This is a genomic window from Acinetobacter sp. SFD (assembly GCF_001647575.1).
GTDB classification, from domain to species: Bacteria; Pseudomonadota; Gammaproteobacteria; order Pseudomonadales; family Moraxellaceae; genus Acinetobacter; species Acinetobacter pecorum.
On the sequence record NZ_LSZJ01000001.1, the window covers coordinates 315,742 to 334,097 of the forward strand.

General features: G+C 42.7%; 16 protein-coding genes and 1 riboswitch. Of the genes, 11 read left to right on the top strand and 5 right to left on the bottom strand.

Annotated elements, in window-relative coordinates; all coding sequences use genetic code 11:
- Positions 1 to 2: 2 nt before the first annotated feature.
- Positions 3 to 1,289 (bottom strand): D-arabinono-1,4-lactone oxidase, encoded by a 1,287-nt coding sequence (locus AY605_RS01590; protein WP_064094725.1) that lies wholly within the window; start codon positions 1,287 to 1,289, stop codon positions 3 to 5.
- A 233-nt stretch (positions 1,290 to 1,522) separates the two neighbouring features.
- Here AY605_RS01590 and AY605_RS01595 point away from each other — a divergent pair, with 233 nt between their 5' ends.
- Positions 1,523 to 3,163 carry an acyl-CoA synthetase gene (locus AY605_RS01595; RefSeq protein ID WP_064094726.1) on the top strand — a complete coding sequence of 547 codons (1,641 nt, stop codon included), beginning with the start codon at positions 1,523 to 1,525 and terminating at the stop codon, positions 3,161 to 3,163.
- A 185-nt stretch (positions 3,164 to 3,348) separates the two neighbouring features.
- On the opposite strand, the gene trpB is transcribed toward AY605_RS01595, so the two are convergent.
- Both trpB and AY605_RS01605 read right to left on the bottom strand, forming a co-directional pair.
- Positions 3,349 to 4,593: a tryptophan synthase subunit beta gene (trpB, locus tag AY605_RS01600; protein ID WP_064094727.1), complete on the bottom strand. Its 1,245-nt coding sequence runs from the start codon at positions 4,591 to 4,593 to the stop codon at positions 3,349 to 3,351.
- Positions 4,574 to 5,218 (bottom strand): phosphoribosylanthranilate isomerase, encoded by a 645-nt coding sequence (locus tag AY605_RS01605; protein WP_064094728.1) that lies wholly within the window; start codon positions 5,216 to 5,218, stop codon positions 4,574 to 4,576. Before AY605_RS01605 ends, trpB begins: the two co-directional genes overlap by 20 nt.
- A 144-nt stretch (positions 5,219 to 5,362) precedes the next feature.
- Positions 5,363 to 5,575, top strand: a riboswitch (cobalamin riboswitch).
- Positions 5,576 to 5,611: 36 nt separating this feature from the next.
- Between AY605_RS01605 and AY605_RS01610 the strand changes: the two genes are divergently transcribed.
- The 9 genes from AY605_RS01610 (at position 5,612) to AY605_RS01650 (ending at position 14,894) form a co-directional block, all read left to right on the top strand.
- Positions 5,612 to 7,447, top strand: coding sequence for a TonB-dependent receptor plug domain-containing protein (locus AY605_RS01610; RefSeq protein ID WP_064094729.1), 1,836 nt, complete (start codon positions 5,612 to 5,614; stop codon positions 7,445 to 7,447).
- 93 nt (positions 7,448 to 7,540) lie between these two features.
- Complete coding sequence (locus AY605_RS01615; protein WP_064094730.1) at positions 7,541 to 8,125, top strand: cob(I)yrinic acid a,c-diamide adenosyltransferase; 585 nt, start codon at positions 7,541 to 7,543, stop codon at positions 8,123 to 8,125.
- Between the two features lie 142 nt (positions 8,126 to 8,267).
- The gene (locus AY605_RS01620) at positions 8,268 to 8,981 is read left to right on the top strand and encodes a glycerophosphodiester phosphodiesterase (protein ID WP_064094731.1); all 714 of its coding nucleotides are present in this window, start codon (positions 8,268 to 8,270) and stop codon (positions 8,979 to 8,981) included.
- 445 nt (positions 8,982 to 9,426) lie between these two features.
- Complete coding sequence (locus AY605_RS01625; protein ID WP_064094732.1) at positions 9,427 to 10,593, top strand: acyl-CoA desaturase; 1,167 nt, start codon at positions 9,427 to 9,429, stop codon at positions 10,591 to 10,593.
- 133 nt (positions 10,594 to 10,726) lie between these two features.
- Positions 10,727 to 12,172: a protein adenylyltransferase SelO gene (locus tag AY605_RS01630; RefSeq protein WP_064094733.1), complete on the top strand. Its 1,446-nt coding sequence runs from the start codon at positions 10,727 to 10,729 to the stop codon at positions 12,170 to 12,172.
- Positions 12,173 to 12,245: 73 nt separating this feature from the next.
- Positions 12,246 to 12,617, top strand: a complete 372-nt coding sequence (locus tag AY605_RS01635; protein WP_064094734.1) for an MmcQ/YjbR family DNA-binding protein — start codon at positions 12,246 to 12,248, stop codon at positions 12,615 to 12,617.
- A 48-nt stretch (positions 12,618 to 12,665) separates the two neighbouring features.
- Entirely contained in the window at positions 12,666 to 13,559 is an 894-nt protein-coding gene (locus AY605_RS01640; RefSeq protein WP_064094735.1) for a DKNYY domain-containing protein, read from the top strand.
- 222 nt (positions 13,560 to 13,781) lie between these two features.
- Positions 13,782 to 14,150, top strand: a complete 369-nt coding sequence (locus AY605_RS01645; RefSeq protein ID WP_155857651.1) for a hypothetical protein — start codon at positions 13,782 to 13,784, stop codon at positions 14,148 to 14,150.
- A 189-nt stretch (positions 14,151 to 14,339) separates the two neighbouring features.
- The gene (locus AY605_RS01650; protein WP_064094737.1) at positions 14,340 to 14,894 is read left to right on the top strand and encodes a GNAT family N-acetyltransferase; all 555 of its coding nucleotides are present in this window, start codon (positions 14,340 to 14,342) and stop codon (positions 14,892 to 14,894) included.
- 233 nt (positions 14,895 to 15,127) lie between these two features.
- Here the strand turns inward: AY605_RS01650 and AY605_RS01655 are convergent, their stop codons facing one another.
- Together AY605_RS01655 and baeS are read right to left on the bottom strand one after the other, a co-directional pair.
- Positions 15,128 to 15,814 carry a response regulator gene (locus tag AY605_RS01655; RefSeq protein ID WP_064094738.1) on the bottom strand — a complete coding sequence of 229 codons (687 nt, stop codon included), beginning with the start codon at positions 15,812 to 15,814 and terminating at the stop codon, positions 15,128 to 15,130.
- Between the two features lie 13 nt (positions 15,815 to 15,827).
- The gene (gene baeS / locus AY605_RS01660) at positions 15,828 to 17,480 is read right to left on the bottom strand and encodes a sensor histidine kinase efflux regulator BaeS (RefSeq protein ID WP_064094739.1); all 1,653 of its coding nucleotides are present in this window, start codon (positions 17,478 to 17,480) and stop codon (positions 15,828 to 15,830) included.
- Between the two features lie 135 nt (positions 17,481 to 17,615).
- Here baeS and AY605_RS01665 point away from each other — a divergent pair, with 135 nt between their 5' ends.
- Positions 17,616 to 18,221 (top strand): hypothetical protein, encoded by a 606-nt coding sequence (locus tag AY605_RS01665; protein ID WP_064094740.1) that lies wholly within the window; start codon positions 17,616 to 17,618, stop codon positions 18,219 to 18,221.
- Positions 18,222 to 18,356: the final 135 nt, after the last annotated feature.

Below are 18,356 nucleotides of genomic sequence, written 5' to 3' on the forward strand. Positions count from 1 at the left end.
CCTCAGTTTCCAGATAAAAATAATTGTTTTAGGTACGGATTCAGCCATTTTTTCTGTGGATCCAGTTGCTGACGTACTCGCATAAAATTATCCCATTTCGGATAGAGATCAGGTAGCGAAGCAGCGCTCATGCTATGCAACTTGCCCCAATGCGGCCGACCCTGATATTTCTGTAAAATCGGTTCAATCAGATCAAAGATGGTCCGGTAATCCTGTTTATAAAACTGGTGAATCGAAATCGAAACCGCATCACGCTGATAAAAAGGACTCAGCCAGATATCATCAGCTTTGACATAACGGAACTCGATGGGAAAAAACATCGGCACCTGATGTTTGCGTAAAACATGCAGAATCTCGTCCAGACACTGCAATCCCGAATCGACCGGAATCTGATATTCCATTTCATTAAATCTGGTCTTACGCGGAGTTGGAAAAATTTTGGATGACCAGTCTACATAACGAGTCGGTTTGACAAATACACCGAGCAGTTTTTGCAGATAAGGATTCGTCGGGGGGAAAAGCCGTGTCAACTCGGAACATAAGCTCAATAAAGCATCTTCCGAAGGCCAGCTCTCTTGCCTCGGCTGAATGTCATCTTCTGTTTCATCCAGAGTTTTCAGCATCACCTGATCAGCATGCAGAAAAGCCCAAAACTCAATATGTCGATGCTGATATTTCCATTGCTCAATATGCGTAAAAACATCTTTTAATGAACACAAACGGATTTGTTCTTTTAATTTATAGCATGGCCGATTTTGCAGGGTAATTTTGGTCAACACCCCCAAACTACCCAGCGCTACCCGTCCAGCCTGAAATATCTCGGTATTCTGCTGGGCATCGCATTGCAGCAGCTCTCCCGCTGCAGTCAGTAATTCAAAGCCTTCCACAAAAGCAGATAAACAGGGTAAATCGATCCCGGTGCCATGGGTTCCGGTGGAAATAGCACCAGCCAGACTTTGCTGGTCAATATCACCCTGATTGATTAAAGCCTGATTAATGGCTGCCAGTTCTTTACCTAGATTATATAACCGGGTACCGGCCTGGACAGTGCATTGGGATTTCGCTTGATTAAAGGCAACCACACCTGTGAACTGATCAAGATTAAGCAATCCTTTATCTGTTTTGGCGAGTGGGCTAAAGGAATGCCCTGCACCCACTGTACGCATCTGCGCCTGGGACTTCACCAAATTTTGTAATTCATTTATTTCTCCAGGCTGAAAAATGTGAGGAGAACTCAACTGGCTTCCTGACCAGTTTCGCCATGTGGCATCTGCCTGTTGTATTTTCATTATTATTCCTTGGCTCATATAATTTGAATGGCTCAATTAGAGTAAAATACCTAAAAAATCAAACATGAGAACCCTTGGGTTCAAAACATTTAAACAGGATTAAATATTTTTATTAATATTCAATTACTTAAAATTATAAAAATCGTACTCGACTAAAGCATAAATGCAAGATTTCCAAGAAGTACATATCTTTTCAGCAGGATATCAAAATAAATATAGAACGGAGTTTTACCATGGTTAGCGCATATGATGAATTACCGCGTACACCCGCGAATTTTGTAGCTTTGTCACCTTTACGCTATCTGGATCGTGCAGCTTATATTTATCCAAATCAGAATGCGATTATCCACGGAAAGCGTCGGATCACTTGGCGTGAGAAATATAACCGTTGCCGTCAGTTTGCTCACCAGTTGCAGAAATTAGGCATCGGTAAAAATGACACTGTTTCTGTCCTGCTGCCTAATGTCCCTGCCATGATTGAAGCACATTTTGCCGTACCGATGGCAGGTGCAGTCCTCAACACATTAAATACCCGTCTGGATGCCAAAACCCTTGCCTTCATGCTGGAACATGCTGAAAGCAAAGTCTTGCTGGTCGACCCCGAATTTACTGCACTTGCAGCAGAAGCCCTCGCCCTGATTTCACACGATATCTATGTCATTGATGTGGCTGATGAAGAGTTTGAAGGTGAAGACCAGCGTATTGGTCAAATCGAATATGAAGACTGGATTGCCCAAGGCGACGCAAACTTTGAATGGCATTTACCCCAAGATGAATGGGATGCCATCAGTTTAAGCTATACCTCCGGCACCACCGGCAACCCGAAAGGTGTGGTCTATCATCATCGCGGTGCCTACATTAACGCAGCCAGCAATATCATTGCCTGTGGCATGACACCCCGCGCCACCTATTTATGGACCCTGCCGCTATTCCACTGTAATGGCTGGTGCTTTGCCTGGACCATGGCGGCCAACGGCGGAACCAATGTCTGCCTGCGTAAAGTCGATGCTGAACTGATCTTTAAGCTGATCGCTGAACATAAGGTCGATTACTTCTGTGGTGCACCGATTGTCCTGTCGATGCTGATCAACACACCTGAAGAGAAAAAGACCAAGTTTGAGCACCGGGTCGAGGTCATGGTGGCAGGTGCCGCTCCTCCTGCGGCCATTATTGAGGGCATGCGCAATATCGGCATTAATGTAACGCATGTCTACGGCTTGACAGAAACCTATGGCCCTTCTGCACTATGTGCATCTCAGGCAGGCTGGAGTGATTTATCCATTCAGGAACAGGCACAGTTGCACTCCCGTCAGGGCGTACCTTATCCGTTGCAGGATGGCATGAAAGTGCTTGATCCCGACACCATGCAGGAAGTACCACACGATGGACAGACCATGGGTGAGATCATGTTCCGTGGCAATATCGTGATGAAAGGCTATCTGAAAAATCCCGAAGCCACCGCGGAAGCCTTTGCAGGAGGCTGGTTTCATACTGGCGATCTGGCGGTATGCCAACCGGATGGTTATGCCAAAATCACTGACCGCTCCAAAGACGTGATTATTTCCGGTGGGGAAAATATTTCCTCGCTTGAAGTCGAGGAAGTATTATATCGACATGCGGCCGTACTCACTGCAGCAGTAGTTGCCAAGCCTGATCCACGCTGGCAGGAAGTGCCATGTGCCTTTATTGAACTTAAAGAAGGTACCCAGGCCACTGAAGAAGAAATTATGGAATTCTGCCGTGAGCATCTGGCCCGCTTTAAAGTGCCCAAAGATGTGGTGATTACCGCGATTCCAAAAACTTCGACCGGCAAACTGCAGAAATTTGTTTTACGTGAATGGGCCAAAGAACGCGCTCAAGGTGAGTTTTCTTAAAAGATTACACTCCTCCTGAATAGATCTATAAATTATTAGGTTCATTCGGGAGAGGGCAGTTTTATCCCTTCAAAGCTTATCCAATAAAAAAATCGTGCTAAGTTTTATAAGTTTTATTAGCACGATTTTTTATTTGAAATAAACGCTCCCAAATCCTCTCCTATAAGGAGAGGACTTTAAGGAACTTACATCTCAACCATTTCTACGCCATCAATGCGTGCCACAGTCATCAAGTCCTTATCACCACGACCTGAAACCGTCGCAATAATAATCTGATCCTTGTCCATGGTCGGTGCAAGCTTGGTCACGTATGCCATGGCATGTGCGCTTTCCAGCGCCGGAATAATGCCTTCAATCTTGGTCAAGTCACGGAAACCCTGTAACGCTTCAGTATCTGTAATTGGTACATAGTTCACACGCTCCATATCTTTCAGGAAGCTATGTTCCGGCCCCACACCCGGATAGTCCAGACCAGCAGAAATTGAATGAGTTTCAATGATCTGACCTTCTTTATCAGACATCAGGTAAGTCCGGTTACCATGCAGTACACCGACATGTCCGGCATTTAACGGCGCAGAGTGCTTACCAGTTTCAATACCCAGACCTGCTGCTTCTACTCCGTACATTTTCACGTCCTGATCATTCAGGAATGGGTAGAACAAGCCCATGGCATTGGATCCACCACCGACACATGCGACCAGTGCATCTGGCAGACGGCCTGCCTGTTCCTGAATCTGACGGCGTGCTTCACGACCGATGATCGACTGGAAATCACGAACCAGTTGCGGATATGGATGTGGACCTGCCACGGTACCAATGACGTAGTAAGTTGAATCCACATTGGTCACCCAGTCACGCATGGCTTCGTTCATGGCATCTTTCAATGTTTTAGATCCACTTTCTACCGGCACAACCGTCGCGCCTAATAAACGCATACGGTAGACGTTCATCGCCTGACGTTTTACATCGTCTGCGCCCATGAATACTACGCATTCAAGACCTAAACGTGCTGCAATCGTTGCCGTTGCTACACCGTGCTGGCCTGCCCCTGTTTCGGCAATAATACGTTTCTTGCCAGAAAGCTTCGCCAGTAAGGCCTGACCGATTGTATTATTTACTTTGTGCGAACCGGTATGGTTCAGGTCTTCACGTTTCAGGTAAATCTGTGCGCCACCCAACTCTTTCGACCATCGTTCAGCATGATATAAAGGACTCGGACGACCGACGTAAAACGCCATGTCACGGTCAAATTCTGCCAAAAACTGCGCATCATCTTTCATACGGAAATAGAGCTTTTCCAAGTCTTCTAAAGCCGCCATGAGTGTTTCTGACACAAAACGTCCGCCATGAATACCGAAATGCCCGCGTTCATCCGGGAATTGGGTATAGTCAACTGCCTGACTGTTCTGGCTAGTACTTTGCTGATCCACGATGGACTCCTTGCATAAAGCGTTCTATGAGTTGTTGGTCTTTAATACCTTTTGCGGACTCGACACCGCCACTCACATCCACGGCATAGGCCTGTGTAGTGAGAATTGCCTGTTCGATATTGTCAGGATTTAAACCGCCTGCCAAGATCAAGGGAATATTGAGTTTGGGAAATGTATCCCAATCGAAGCTGTGCCCTGTACCGCCTTTCAGGTCAGGATGCCATGCGTCTAACAGTACTGCACTTGCGCCTGCATCTTGATAACGCTGAATTTCTGCAACCACATCCAGATCAGGTTTCACCTGAATGGCCTTATACCAACGGCGTCCGACCTGTTGGGCGATAGCCTGACATTGTTCAGGTGTTTCATCGCCATGAAATTGTAAAATATCCAGCGGTACTTTATTTAAAATCGCCTGGATTTCATCTGCGCGACTATTTACAAATAAACCTACGGCCTGCACATAAGCTGGAACCGCCCGAATCAGGATTTCAACCTGTGCCAAAGTGACATGCCGCGGGCTCGGTGGATAAAACACAAACCCTATCGCATCACAGCCAGCATTGACTACGGCATGTACATCTTCAACTCGGGTGATTCCACAAATTTTGGCACGGGTTCGCATATTATGTTGGCTCTATATCTACCAATGTATTGAACAATCTATAAGATTGGGGCAAATCATTGTAATGCAATTTTCCTGACTTGCGTAAAGTTCATCCGGATTATTCTTGATGCAGATTGTGTATCCGCCATCCTGACTTTATACTGCGCTCACTTTGCAGCAAGTCCAAGCCTTCAGGCTTTAGGGAAGCTGGTGTAAATCCAGCACTGCCCCCGCAACGGTAAAAAATGAAACGTATCTCAATTTAAACCCTTCGGTTTACACCACTGCATCTTATATGTGGGAAGGTGGATATACAGCAAAGTTGCTGCTTTGCACATTTAAGTCCGGAAACCTGCTTGTTGTGTTCTATAACTCAATCATTCACGGGGAAGTGAATGTATGGAGCATTTCATGTCTATTCAATTTCAACCTACTGCCTTGGTAGGTGCGATCGCACTTGCGTTGGGTACCACTTCATCTGTTCATGCCGCCGAGCAAAAAGTTGCAAAAGCATCTTTAGATACCATTGTAGTCACTGCGACTCGCTCTGGAGAAAAAATTGAAAATGTGCCAGCGCGTATTTCGATTATTGAACCTGCAATTCTTGAGCAGTCACCTCTTAAAGCACTACCAGATTTACTAAAAACAGACCCAAGTATTAATGTCGTGCAATCGGGTGGTTATGGCCAGCAAACTTCTATTTTCTTACGCGGCACCAATTCCAATCAAGTTTTGGTACTACGTGATGGTGTTCGTTTAAATACAGCCACCACAGGTGCAGCGTCTATTCCATTTTTAGACACCACAGATCTTAAACAGATTGAAGTCTTAAAAGGCCCTGCATCTGTGCTTTATGGTACAGATGCAATTGGTGGTGTAGTACAGTTTGTAACAAAAACGCCTGAAAAAACAGGTGCCTTTGTAACAGGTGAAATTGGCGAGAATCAAACCTACAAATCAATTATTGGTGCTGACTTGGCAGAAAATGGGGTGTATGCACAGATTCGCGGTCAGGTTTTAGAAACTGATGGCACACCTGTATTCAATATCAATGACAACCGTAACTACAGTTATGATCAAAAAGGCTATAGTGCAAAATTCGGTATTGAAAAAGAGCGTTATGCAACATCACTCGATTACAGTCAAAATTCAGGAAATGTGCAATACAGTAATTGGGGTGCATTTTCCAGCCAAGATTTTGAAAATGAAATTGTAAATTTAAAAGGTCGTATTAACCCAACACAAACTACTGAAATTAATGCACGTCTATCTCAGTTTAAAGATGACTTAGATCAGGTCACCTCAAGCAGCTTTGTACATAGCACCACGCAAGAAGCAGAAATCTATGGCAAATGGAATTTCACAGCAGCACAAAATGTTTTACTGGGCATTACCCAGCGTAATACCGATGCAAAAACCCAGGCTCTTGATGAAGACATTAATTCAACAGGCTACTATATTCAGCATCAATATCAGACAAATAGCTTAAGCACGCAGGTGGGTGTGCGTATCGAAGATAACGAAAAATTTGGCTCACATACCGTTGCACAAGGTGGTATCCGTTATCAACTGCTCCCTAATACCAGCATTTATACCAATATTGGTTCAGCATTTAAGGCACCAACTTTAAATGATATGTATGCTTTTGGCGGCAATGATCAATTGAAGCCTGAAGAAAGCATTTCGTATGAAATGGGGATAGATCAAAAACTTCCATTAAATATTTTGGCAGGTGCTTCCGTTTTCTATACGGAAGTCGATAATTTAATTAATTCGATATGTATTATTGATTGTGGAGAAGGATGGTTTCCAACGACCGTTTACCAAAACCAAAACATTGATGAAGCCAGGATGACTGGCGGCGAATTGACGGCACAATGGGCAAAAGATCAGTTCTTTATTAATGCCGGTTACACTTATATCAAAACTGAAGATACGAAACAGAATTCAGAGCTATTACGTCGCCCTCGTCAGTCATTCACTGTATCGACAGGTCTACAAAATGCAGATTACGGTTTAAGTGCTGCACTGGTAGCAAAATCGAAAGCGAAGGACTTTAGTCGTGATATTCCAGGTTATGCACGTGTTGACTTAAATGCCTATTGGAATATAAATCCAACTGTTAAACTGTTTACTAACATTGAAAATGTCGGTGATGTGAAATACAAAACTGTACATAGCGCTGGCGACCAGTACTATGTGAACGGTGGCCGCCTAGCTTCTGCGGGTGTAACTTTTAAATACTAAGTTCAACCTTTTTAGAAATACTTTTGAGAATCATGTCATGCCTATGGCATGATTCTTTTTATATTCAGCATTTAAAAAAATTAAGGAATTCAAATGGGTCACCGTTTAAGCAAAATCTACACGCGCACAGGCGATTCGGGTACTACAGGACTGGGCGATGGTTCACGCGTTGCCAAAGATGACTTGCGTATTACCGCGCTGGGTGATGTCGATGAGCTGAATGCCGTAATTGGCGTATTACGCGCGCAGATTTCTACAAGCACTATTGAAGATAAAACTCCTTGGGATAAATCCCTAAGTCTGATCCAGCACTGGCTATTTGATCTGGGTGGTGAAGTGTGTATTCCGGGTTTTAATCTGGTGCAACCGGTATCGATTGAGTTTCTGGAAAATGATATCGACCGTATGAATGAAGCTTTGCCGATGTTAAAAGACTTCATTCTGCCTGCTGGAACGCTGGTGTGCAGCTTTGCCCATCAGGCTCGCGCAGTCTGTCGTCGTGCCGAACGCAGCGTGATGTCAGTCCACCACCGTGACCAAAATATTCAGGCAACATCATTGCAACTACTCAACCGTCTATCCGACTGGTTATTTGTCGCATCACGTACCCTGCAACGCGCTGAGGGTGGTTCTGAAGTGCTCTGGCAAAAAAATATCAATGACAGCATCGAAAAGTAAAATCAGCTTCCAGATTAGCATCTAAAAATACGCGTCAGATGTGTCTTGATTTTATAGGGCATCTGACGAAAATAGATAGTGTCATCCTTCTGTCACGTAGCCCTCGCAAAATGAACTTAACTTTCCCACTCATGAGCATCTTATGCGCATAATTGGACATCGTGGTGCACGTGGCGAAGCCCCTGAAAATACCTTGGGCGGTTTTCAGTATATTCAGGAAATCGGCATTCGCGCCGTTGAGTTTGATGTTCGTCAACTCAAAGACAATGCTTTAATCATCATGCATGACGACAATTTTGTTCGTACCACCGGCTTGCAGAAACCTTTGTATGAGTGTAACCGTCAAGATCTTGTCCAATATAATCATGCAGTCAAATGGTCAGAATGGAATAAAATCGAAGCCACTCCGCTCCTTGATCAAACCTTAAATGTCATTCGAAATTTTGAACATATTGAAGTTGAAATCAAAAGCGTTGACTCCGAAGCAGCAGCCGAAAAAATAGCATTAGAAGTCGAACAACAACTGCAAGGCTATGAGCAGGCAGCTATTGTTACCAGCTTTGATGCGAAAATCCTGAATGCCTTGAAACAGCAAAACTCCCGCTTAAAACGCGGTTTGTTGATTGAAACCGATGTCAAACACCAAGCCATTGATCAGGCGCTGGAACTGGGATGCTGTCATATTGGCTGGATGAATGAACTGGTTAGCCAAGACCTGATCCAGGCTACGCAGGCAGCCGAGCTAAATATCAGTGTCTGGACGGTCAATGATGTGACGCGTGCCAAGCAGCTTCGGGACTGGGGTATTCAGGGCTTAATTACAGATTATCCAAAACTGATGCTGCAACAGCTTTAAAGTACTAGCCTCATTTACATAATAAATTTGCAGTTATCTTCTTGTTTATATCTTTACCCTCATCAATTTTTTAAAAATAGAGAATCTGCTTAAACTTATGCTAAGTCTAGGTTAACTTAGGTTTATTTTCCGCATCTGTCTGCAAACTGATATGCAATCTTGTAGAAATTATGAACAACCCTTTGAGCTATCCTAACCCAAAAATAAAAAAATAAAAGGTTGATGATCCTCAGTCACTTAGGCAGAAATCAGGGCTTATCCAGCTTGGAAAAATGGCAGTTTTTGTCGGCTTATTCCAAGACTCACAAGTACAATACAACCGTACAATAATGCTAGTGCAGCCCTAGACCACATGCTAATATGAACAAGATAGGCTGCTGTTAAAACGAACAGCGGTTTCTGCTTATTGTTAAAACCTTTCGAGGTTCTAGGAGTGCTGTTGGAGATGAATGCTCCCTTACCCAAAGCCCCCATCAACTGGATTGCTGTGTTTGCCTTGGTATTTTTACCAATCGTAGCCCTGATTGCGATTCCGTTGTATGCGTATCACCATGATTTTAGTGTTGCCGCTTGGATCAGTATGTTTGTTTTACTGGGCGTAAGCAGCCTTGGCATTACAGCAGGATACCATCGCCTGTGGGCACATCGTGCTTATGAAGCCACCTTACCATTAAAGATCATCTTGATGATCATGGGTACATTTGCAGTACAGAATAGTATTTTATTCTGGGCATCTGGTCACCGTACCCATCACCGTCATGTTGATGACGTGGAGCAAGACCCGTACTCGATCAATCGAGGCTTCTGGTATGCTCATATTGGCTGGATGTTACGTGATTATCCATCCGGTGTAGCCAACTACAAAAATGCGCCAGATCTGTTGAAAGATAAAGTAGTGATGTTTCAGGACAAATACTACGTTCCATTAGTGATTGCCGTTCATGCCGCAATTTTATTACCTATTGGCTTGATGGTAGGCGATGTCTGGGGTGTATTGCTATTAGGCGGATTAATGCGTTTAATCCTGAGCCATCACGTCACGTTCTTCATCAACTCACTGTGCCATATGTGGGGGAATCGTCCATATACTGACGAAAATACTGCGCGTGACAATTTTGTACTCGCAATCGCAACCTGGGGTGAGGGTTATCATAACTACCACCACATTTTCCAGTACGACTACCGTAACGGCGTGAAATGGTGGCAGTATGATCCGACCAAATGGTTGATCTGGACCTGCTCTAAACTCGGTTTAGCAAAAAACTTGCGCCGTATTCCTAGCTTTAATATTAAAAAAGCGGAATTGGCCATGAAGTTTAAATATGCTGAACAGGATCTTGCAGTTTATGGCCATGACGTTTCTGAAGATATCTCGACAGTGAAAACCAAGATTGCACAGGAATATGATGCTTTTACCCAAACTTTAAATGACTGGGCGAAGCTGAAAGAACAGGAAATTCAGGTCAAGAAAGCATCGATGGCTGAAAAGATTCACCAGATGGATGACAAATTGAAAGTTGAGTTCCAGCTGGTAGAACAACGTCTTTCCCATCACCGTGAGACCTTGAACTTACTGGTTCGTAATTTGAAAAAATCTGCAGTTTCTCAATAAAAATCTGTCAAAACGAAAAGCCCCGCTCGGGGCTTTTTTTATGCTGAAAGATAACGTGAACTCTCGCTTATACAACAGTTTTATACAACTATCTTTGTTATAGTTCATTTACTCCTAGCCTGTACTGAATGCCATGTATTTTAATTCTCGCTATCAAACACTTCCGTCCTGCCTCTATCATCATCAGCTTCCTCTTCCGTTAAAAGGCGCAAAAGCTGGACATTTTAATGCTGCATTGGCAGAACAGCTGCAATGGTCGGACGAAGACAAGGCACAATGGGTCGAGATTTGTAGTGCTCAGAAAGTCTTTGCTGAGTTTGAACCCTTAGCCATGGTCTATGCAGGCCATCAGTTTGGACAATGGGCAGGACAGTTGGGAGATGGTCGCGGGCTGCTGATTGCGCAAATTCTGGATAAAAATAATCAGACCATTGATCTACATTTAAAAGGTGCTGGGTCTACGCCTTATTCGCGTATGGGAGATGGTCGTGCGGTGCTGCGTTCAGTGATCCGTGAGTATCTGGCAGGTCATGCCTTGAATGCTTTGGGTGTCGCATCCAGTAATGCAGTTGGATTCACCTCGTCCACGCAGGGAATTCAGCGCGAGAAGCTTGAGCCGGGCGCGATGATGTTGCGCACTTCGGATTGTCATATCCGTTTCGGTCATTTCGAGTGGATCAATCAATATCAACCAGATGTATTAGCTGAGTTCACGCAAAAATGTATTGAGTGGCATTATGCCGAATGTCTGCAAGCTGAACAGCCAATATTAGCCTTTGCCACCAAAGTCATTCAGCGCACTGCCGTCATGATTGCCAAATGGCAACTGGTCGGTTTTGCACATGGCGTGATGAATACCGACAACCTGAATATTACCGGCTCAACACTCGACTTTGGCCCTTATGGTTTTATGGAACGCTTCCGTCCGAACTGGATCAATAACCATTCCGATTATCAAGGCCGTTACACCTATCAGCAGCAGCCCAGTATCGGACACTGGAATTTATGGATGTGGTTGAATAACCTGATTTCGCTCTGCCCTATAGACTATGATAAAGAACAATGGAAACAAGATCTGTCCCAATGTCTGGAACACTATGAACCAACTTTCCTGGAACATTATGAACATGGTTTAAACCAGAAAATGGGGTTGCCAAGTTTCCATAAAGACAGTTTTGACTGTGCAATGGTATTCCTGCGAATTTTGCAAAGTGAGCAACTGGACTACACCCAGAGTTTTATCCGGTTGCAAAATAAAGACTATGAAGCCCTTAAAGACGACTGCCTGGACCGACGCCAGTTTGAAGCATTCCTGGTGCAATATGAATCTATCCGTGAACACCAGGATATAGAAGAATTGGATGCCGCCATGCAACTGGCCAATCCACATTATATTCTGCGAAATCATATGGCACAGAAAGCCATTGAACTGGCAGAGCGTGATGATTTTTCTGAAGTAGACCGCCTGTTTAAATTATTGAGTCAGCCTTATCAGAAACAGTCAGATCTGGAACAGCCTGAAGATTTAGCACCATTGCCAAGTGATGTGCCTGAAGTGATGGTGAGTTGTTCTTCTTAATTTATTCACATCTAAAATAAAAACTGTGGATAATTTAAACACTATCCACAGTTTTTTTATTTATTCACAGCTTATGACCTTACACACTCTTGCTGCCCAAACTGCTTTAAAACTTCCTGAACTAAAAGTCACCCAGCCTTTTGGCGAGGGCTGTGATGTTTATAAAGTCATGGATAAAGTCTTTATGCTGACTTTTCATTTACAAGGTAAAGCTGCCATTAATTTAAAAGTCGAGCCTGAGCACGGTGCAATGCTGCGGGATATTTATCCATATATTCGTACTGGCTGGCATATGAATAAACAGCATTGGATTTCAGTTTACGAGAGTAAATATCTGGATGAATTTTTGATTAAAGATTTGGTGCTGAATTCTTATGAGCTGGTTGTGGCAAAATTGAAGAAAGTTGAAAGACAGAGAATTTCTCTATTAAATACTAAAAATTAAATAACCTAATACTTCAAGAATAAAATTTCATTGCTCATGTGAGGATGCATGTCAAATATAAAAATGATAGGGATTGCTTTAACCATACTAGTTTTAATCTATCTATTTCCTCAATTCACCAAACCCACTTTAAGCAAGGAGGAACGCTTAGCGCAATTCTCCCCTCCAGGACTCATCACAGATTATTTTGACCGTACAGGGGTCGCTCTTGTTAAAAATGAATCGTCTCATTTTCAAAAATTTAATAATCAAATTTATTACTTTTTCCCCATTCCACTTGCTCGATATGGCGTTCCCATTCCAGAAGCGGATGTAAACTCATTTAAAACATTGGCTCAACATTTCCATTGGAAAGATTCTTTTGATCAAGATCAAAATCGAAGAAAAAATATAGCCCTAGATAAGAACAATGTGTATTGTGGATTTCAAAAAATTCCTAATCTAAGCCCTTCTCGTTTAATTTATCTGGGAGGGGGCTATCTGACTGATCATCAAAATACTTATTTTTGTGATTGGAGTTTTAGGGCAAGTTCAGATTCGATCGATCCTACTTTATCTGAAAAAATAGATTCGATGTTATTGGGGAGAAAAATTGCAAAATCAGGATACCACTACCCTCTATATCAGTTAAAAAATGGTAAGCAAAACTATAAGCTAATAATTAAAAATATCGTGACGAATGGTGAATCGACTTATGTTGAAGGACAACAGTTAAAATCAACAGATCCATATCACTTAAGATATTTAACCTCCTTTCAACCCCATGAAAAAATCTGGCAAGAAAACAGCTATATCACAGATCAAAAAAATGTTTTTTATAAACATGAAATTTTAGATTTAAATTACAATGACGCTTTAAAATCCATTCCATTTGACTTCGAAATTTACTTATATGACCCACTAAGCGATCGCTATTTTTATCAATCACATAAAATTGATTAGCCAAATCTAAAGATAATTAAAAAAGATGACAATCATACCTTTTTCCCAATTTTTACTTCTGAGGATCAAATCGCTTTTTTTAATACTCAAAAGCTTCAACTTGAAGTCCTCAACAAAAATCCCTTTATCTCAGACCTTCACAGATTATCCCCAAGTGTATTCAGTAATGGTAAGCACATTTATTTTTTTAGAAAATATCAAACCTTCTCAAGCACTTTATTCATGTTTTTTTCTGAATTATGCTCAACAACTTCAGAAATTAGAATGCTAAACAATATGCCCTTCTCTCAATGGAAAAAAGAGGAAGATCTGTTCATTCAGCATCCCTTATATAAAGGGATTTCACTCAAAGGGAGTTTTTGGACATATGGAGATCGAATTTTTTACCTTCCAGAATATGGAAGCTGGACTGAATCTGTGTTTGAGGTGAGACAGAGCACTACAATTGATCAATTACGTAAAAATCAACTGAGCTACCCTCAGGCAGAAGAATTATTAAAAAACACGGACATATTCAAGTCAGTAAAAGGTAAAACATTCAGTAAAATTAAGGATGTTCAACGTTTTTGCTTTAAAAATATTTTGTCCTAATGTCATTTGACCACCAACCGAATGTCTATTGATGTAAGGTATAACTATTTAACGATGAACTTTTATCAACTGAAAAGTTAAAGAAAGTAGATCAGCAAAGAATTAAGTTACTTAGGAGCATTTAAGCTGTACTTGAATAAACTGATCATATTTTTTTAAACTAAGGCTAGAATTTTAAATTAAATAACTATGAAAACTCGCAAAGTATTAGCTTCGCCTATAAAAACTGATCGTCTAAATTTACGTAAATTTCAGACTGGGGATGAAAATTCTCTCTTTACTGAATATTTCGGAGACTGGGAATCGAGTAAATACCTGCAGAGAATGCCACATAAAAATATAAGTCAGACAAAAAACATGTTGGAAAATTGGTGTGGGGCCAACTGGGAAAACCCAGATCAAGATTTTGCCTGGATCGTCAGTGACCGGAAAACCAATGTGGCTCTGGGGATTGTGCTATTTTTTAATAAAGGGAATGGTGGGGAAATCCACTTTGGGCTAGGGAAAAAATCTCAAGGACAAGGGTTCATGCAAGAGTCACTAAAAGCTGTAATTACTTATTTAAAAAATAATAGCACTCTTGAAAGAATTGAGACTTTTTGTGATGCAGAACATAGCAGATCAAACAATACCCTGATTAAATCAGGTTTCACCCAAACAGGCATTTTAAAAAATTGGGCAAGATTTCCTTTAATCGGTGAGAATACTAGAGACTGCCTTCATTATTATATTGAAATAAATTAAAATATTTATGGCCAACAGTTTTTCGCCCTCACTCAGAATCTAAAAAAGTAATAAATAATTTAGATTAAAATAAGTTCTTAACCATCCAAACCATAGGTTTTAGAACCCTCTAAAAATGATCTAGGAGGCATTATACAAGTGCCCTGTTCTTTTCATAAAATCAAAAAAATAATGCTTTATAAAAAAAGCGAATAAGTACTCACCCATTCGCTTTTCTTAAGCCGGACTAAAAATCAGTCTTCAGGATATTCAAAACGGTAACCGACCCCATACACCGCCTGAATCCACTCATGACGGTTACCGGTTTCAGCTGCATCGGAAATCTTGCGGCGCAGGTTTTTGATATGACTGTCAATGACCCGGTCTGCGACATCAAAACTGTCCGGATTGATATGATCCAGCAATTGCGCACGAGAATAGACCTGTCCAACATGTTCCAGGAATAATTCCAGTAAACGGAATTCAGTCGGCGTCAGGTTCAAAGCTTTTTGCTGGTACCAGATCCGTTGCTGGGATTTGTCCATGCGGAACAGGTCATTGCTTTCCGGTTCTGATTTACGGTCCAGACGACGTAACACAGCCTGTACCCGTGCTACCAGTTCCTTTGGACTAAATGGTTTACAGATATAATCATCAGCCCCCATATTCAGCCCCAGTACGCGGTCAATTTCTTCGGTACGCGCGGTCACCATGATAATTGGCAAATCTGACTGTTCTCGCACTTTACGGCAAATGGTCAGACCGTCCATACGCGGCACCATCAGATCCAGAATCATCAGACTCGGTTTACGCTGGGTAAAGCTGTTATATGCTTCCTGCCCATCATGAAACATACTGACCTCAAAACCAGCAGCTTCCAGATAGTCTCGCACCAACTGTGCAAGTTCGATTTCATCTTCAACCAGCATGATATGTTTCATCAATATATTCCCTTCATGGTTTCATTTGTTTAGGAAAGCTCAGCTTGCATCGCAAACCACCCAACGGTGAATGTGCAAAGCTTAAGCTGCCGCCCAGCGCCTGCGTAATTTTACATGATAATGCCAAACCAAGGCCGGTTCCGCCAGTGGCCCGGGTACGTGAATCATCGACACGGTAGAAACGTTCACCAATACGTGCCAGTTGTTCATCGGTCAGGCCATATGGACTGTCATCGACATACAGGGTCCATTCTTTATCATCCTGTGTGGTATGAATATAAACCTGCCCGCCTGCTTCAGTATAGCGAATACTGTTGCTTAGCAAGTTCGCCACAATCTGTTTAAAACGATCCAGATCCAGATTTAACTCAGTACCTTCACCCTCTGCAGTGACTGTCAATTCAGCCTGTTCAAAGTTCGGCTGGAAGTTGATAAGTTCCTGCTGTACCACTTCCCAAGGATTGACCGTCGAGAAATAAAATTGCAATTGCTGGGCATCTGCCTGTGCCAGTGCAGCCAGATCTTGAGTCAGCTTTTTCAGGCTACTCACCTGCGCCAGCATGGAAGCAAAATGCTCAGGGGTTGGTTTACGGATTCCATCCTGCATTGCTTCAATCTGTGCCTGCAATACTGCCAGTGGGGTTTTTAATTCATGCGAAGTATCTGCCACCCACTGACGGCGTGAGGTTTCATGCTGATCCAGAATTACTGCCAATGCATTTAGTTCATTGGATAAATCACCCAGTTCATCATTGCGGTTCACTTTAATCTGATATTGATAATTACCCTGGGTTAAGGCTCGCGTACCATTCAGCAGACGTTGAATCGGCTTTTTAAAATAAGTCGCCAGTAACAAAGAAGCAATCAGACTTGCCAGAACGCTGAGTGCATATACCAGAAATAAATAACGCTTCTGGTTACTAAAGAAATTGATACTTAAGGCATCATCTTGGTCTAGTACCGGTTTTAAGCCCAAATAGCCGACAATCTGGTTATTTACCATAATCGGACGATAGGAGACCTGCTCATCCGAAGCCTCACCGACCACAAAACGACGCTTGGCATCATACAGGGAAAGACGTGAACTGAGACCAAGACGATCCGGCATCTGGATAAACTGCTTCTTGCCAGTCGGTTGCTGTGCTGGCTGTTCCCCATTCTTGCGGTCAGATCTAAACAGATTCTGATTGGAGCTGAGCGGGAATTTCAAACCTTCAAAGGGCTGAAACTGTGAAGGCAAATTAGATGCCAGCACACGTAATTCTTCTTCATTGACCTGACGTTGTGGCAGCGCCGGATCTACCATACTGGGTGCGACCTGAGCCAGGGTCTGTTCCTGAAAATAACGCTGCTGCAAGGCAATATCATACTGACGGCGCAGCCACCAACGTGATAAACGGTCATAATCATCCGGTGCGGCTTCACCTTCTATCTGGAGAATCTGTGCCTGAATCGCATTACCCCAGTCCTGATAGACCGCATAAACATCTGCCAGATTTTCAATCACATAATCCAGCTTCTGCATTTCGACATCGGCGACATAGCGGGCAAAATTACGCTGCATATTCAGATGCAATACACCCAGACTCACCGTGGTAATGACCAGCGTGGTCAACAGCACAGTCAAAAATAGACGTAATGCAATGGGAATACGGCGAATGTTCAAAATAGAAATCTCAATTTTTCTTCTATATTCATTATTGTAGCGAACACTGCATCAAAAAACCCTTCATTGTTTCTACATCTTTATTGTTTAATCTTTAACGATCAAAAGAATCAGACCTTTAACGGGATAAATCATATGCAAACCATGACAAAAATAGCATTAATCAGTGCCAGTGTTTTATCAATGGGTGCCTTGACTGCCTGTCAATCTACCAGCAATGTGCAAAGTAGTGATCACCCCCACATGATGAAACATCATGAAGGTAAAAAACATCATCTAAGCCCTGAACAGCGTGAGCAGTTTAAGGCGAAACGTGCAGAACGGATGCAGTTTGCCAAACAGCTTCAACAGGCCTGCGACAATAAAGCTGCTGGTTCAGCCATTCAGGTCAAGAGTGGCGATAAAACTATAGATGGTACCTGCCAGATGGTCTTTAAAGCAGATCGTAAAGAGATGAAAGGTCAACGTGGCGAATATCGCGGCATGCAAGCTGAATATGGTCCAATGCGTGGTGACATGCGTGGAAGCATGATGCGTGGCGAAGTCCTGACTGATGCCCAACGTGCAGAATTAACCAAACAGTTTGATCAGCGTCTGGCTCAACGTCAGGCACATCAACAGGCAATGCGCCAAGCCTGTCAAGGTAAAAAAGACGGTACTGCAGTACAGATCAAGATGGGTGAACACACCATCAATGGCAAATGCCTTGTTCGTTTCCAGCCTAAAGCGCCTGCCTATTAATACATAGGAATCAATGCGTCACCATCAGCACCTTCGGGTGCTTTTTTATTGTGTGCACTTTTTTGCATACAGTTGACTATTCCTTTCCTGCAGAATATGACTAAAGTCTTTATACGCAAGACATTTAAGGCACTA

Bases quoted from the DNA above. Each gene is read 5' to 3' on its own strand.
- AY605_RS01590 (WP_064094725.1), bottom strand. From the start codon at position 1,289: ATGAAAATACAACAGGCAGATGCCACATGGCGAAACTGGTCAGGAAGC.
- AY605_RS01595 (WP_064094726.1), top strand. From the start codon at position 1,523: ATGGTTAGCGCATATGATGAATTACCGCGTACACCCGCGAATTTTGTA.
- AY605_RS01605 (WP_064094728.1), bottom strand. From the start codon at position 5,218: ATGCGAACCCGTGCCAAAATTTGTGGAATCACCCGAGTTGAAGATGTA.
- AY605_RS01610 (WP_064094729.1), top strand. From the start codon at position 5,612: ATGTCTATTCAATTTCAACCTACTGCCTTGGTAGGTGCGATCGCACTT.
- AY605_RS01615 (WP_064094730.1), top strand. From the start codon at position 7,541: ATGGGTCACCGTTTAAGCAAAATCTACACGCGCACAGGCGATTCGGGT.
- AY605_RS01620 (WP_064094731.1), top strand. From the start codon at position 8,268: ATGCGCATAATTGGACATCGTGGTGCACGTGGCGAAGCCCCTGAAAAT.
- AY605_RS01625 (WP_064094732.1), top strand. From the start codon at position 9,427: ATGAATGCTCCCTTACCCAAAGCCCCCATCAACTGGATTGCTGTGTTT.
- AY605_RS01630 (WP_064094733.1), top strand. From the start codon at position 10,727: ATGTATTTTAATTCTCGCTATCAAACACTTCCGTCCTGCCTCTATCAT.
- AY605_RS01635 (WP_064094734.1), top strand. From the start codon at position 12,246: ATGACCTTACACACTCTTGCTGCCCAAACTGCTTTAAAACTTCCTGAA.
- AY605_RS01640 (WP_064094735.1), top strand. From the start codon at position 12,666: ATGTCAAATATAAAAATGATAGGGATTGCTTTAACCATACTAGTTTTA.
- AY605_RS01645 (WP_155857651.1), top strand. From the start codon at position 13,782: ATGTTTTTTTCTGAATTATGCTCAACAACTTCAGAAATTAGAATGCTA.
- AY605_RS01650 (WP_064094737.1), top strand. From the start codon at position 14,340: ATGAAAACTCGCAAAGTATTAGCTTCGCCTATAAAAACTGATCGTCTA.
- AY605_RS01655 (WP_064094738.1), bottom strand. From the start codon at position 15,814: ATGAAACATATCATGCTGGTTGAAGATGAAATCGAACTTGCACAGTTG.
- AY605_RS01665 (WP_064094740.1), top strand. From the start codon at position 17,616: ATGCAAACCATGACAAAAATAGCATTAATCAGTGCCAGTGTTTTATCA.